Source organism: Burkholderia sp. E168m15, assembly GCF_016586105.1.
Classification (GTDB): domain Bacteria; phylum Pseudomonadota; class Gammaproteobacteria; order Burkholderiales; family Burkholderiaceae; genus Burkholderia; species Burkholderia orbicola.
This window is the reverse complement of record NZ_BCPO01000198.1, coordinates 1-1,867: the sequence shown is the minus strand read 5'-3', so window position 1 is coordinate 1,867 and position 1,867 is coordinate 1. Positions and strand designations below refer to the sequence as shown.

1 protein-coding gene is annotated in these 1,867 nt (G+C 73.6%); it reads right to left on the bottom strand.

Annotated elements, in window-relative coordinates; all coding sequences use genetic code 11:
- Positions 1–1,764 (bottom strand): autotransporter-associated beta strand repeat-containing protein (locus JMF86_RS31430; protein ID WP_269189823.1); only part of this gene is annotated, 1,764 nt, incomplete at its 3' end.
- Positions 1,765–1,867 lie beyond the last annotated feature (103 nt).

The following is a 1,867-nucleotide window of genomic DNA, read 5'->3' as shown; positions in this document are numbered from 1 at the left end:
CGTCGTCGTGCCGCTGCCGGTTTGCGCGAGGCCGCCGTTGCCGGCAATCACGCCGCCGAGGCTCAGATCGGCCGCACCGTTCAGCCCGAGCGTCGCGCCCGCGCCGAGGTTCACCGCGTTGCCGAGCAAGGTACCGGCGACGTTCGTGGCGAGCGTGCCGCCCGCCCCGCTCACATTCAGCGCGCCTGTGCCGAGCGCCGCGCCGTTGCCGGCGATCAGTCCGCCGCCGCTCAGCGTGGTGCCGCCCGAGAACGTGTTCGCCCCGAGCAGCGTCGTCGTGCCGCTGCCGGTTTGCGCGAGCCCGCCGTTGCCGGCGATCGTGCCGCTCAGGCCGAGATCGTTCGCGCCGTTCAACCCCAGCGTGACGCCGGCGCCAAGATTGACCGCATTGCCGAGCGTCACGCCCGGCACGCTCGCGCCGAGCGACGCCGAGCCGTTGACGTCGAGTGCGCCGAGGCCGAGCGCCGCGCCGCTGCCGACGACCAGGCTGCCGCCCGTCAGCGCGGTGCCGCCCGCATACGTGTTGTTGCCGGTCAGCGCCTGCGAGCCGGTGCCGGCGAGCGTCAGCCCGCCCGCCCCGCCGATGTTGCCCGCGAAGACGCCGCTGCCGCTGCCCGCGAGCGTCAGGTGGTTCGCACCGAGATCGATCGTCGAACCGGCGACACCCGACAGCGTGCCGATCGACTGCGGCGTGGTCGCCCCGCTGATATTGAACTGCGCACCGGCGCCGGTCAGGTTGACGGGGCTCGACGCGGCAAGACTGCCGCCCGCGCCGATCGCGAGCGTGCCGCTGCCGATCGTGGTGCCGCCGGTAAACGTTTCGGCCGCAGTGAGCGTCGTTCTACCCGGGCCGTTCACGGACAGGCCGCCGCTACCGGAAATGATCCCGCCCAGCCCGAGATCGTTCGCACCCCCAACCGTCAGCGCCGCGCCTGCGCCGAGCTGGATCGCGTTGCCGAGCACCGTGCCGCCGACGGTCGTGCCGAGCGAGCCGCCCGCGCCGGTCACGTTCAGCGCGCCCGTGCCCAGTGCCGCGCCGTTGCCGGCGAGGATGCCGCCACCGCTCAGCGTCGTGCCGCCCGAGAACGTGTTCGCGCCGGTCAGCGTCGTGATGCCCGAGCCGATTTGCGCGAGACCGCCGCTACCGCCGATCACGCCGTTCAGGCCCAGATCGTTCGCGCCGGTCAATGCAAGTGTCGCGCCCGCGCCGAGGTTCATCGCGTTGCCCAGCGCGATGCCGTTCACGCTCGCGCCGAGCGCACCGCCCGCGCCGGCGACGTTGAGCGCGCCGCTGCCGAGCGCCGTATTGCTGCCGGCGAGCAGCGTGCCGGCGCTCAGCGTCGTGCCGCCGCCGAAGGTGTTCGCGCCGGACAGCGTCGTCGTCCCCGTGCCGCTCAGCACGAGACCGCCGCTGCCGCCGATCGCGCCGCTCAGGCCGAGGTCGTTCGCGCCATTCAGCGTCAGCGATGCGCCGTTCAAATTGACGTCGTTCGCGAGCGCCGCGCCGGCAGCCAGATCCGCGCTCAGCGAACCGCCGAGGTCGCTCACGTTCAACGCGCCGCCCACGCCGAGCGCCGTGTTGCCGCCGACGATCAGGCTCCCGCCGCCCGTCAGGCTCGCGCCGCCCGTAAACGTGTTCGCGCCGGACAGCGTCGTCGCGCCGGTACCGCCGAGCGCCAGGCCGCCCGCGCCCGAGATCGCGCCGTTCAGGCCGAGATCGGCGGCGCCGTTCAGGCCGAGCGTTGCGCCCGCACCCAGATTCACTGCATTGCCGAGCACCGTGCCGGCGACGTTCGTCGCGAGGGTGCCGCCCCGTGCCGGATACGTTCAGCGCGCCCGTGCCGAGCGCCGCGCCGTTGCCGGCGAT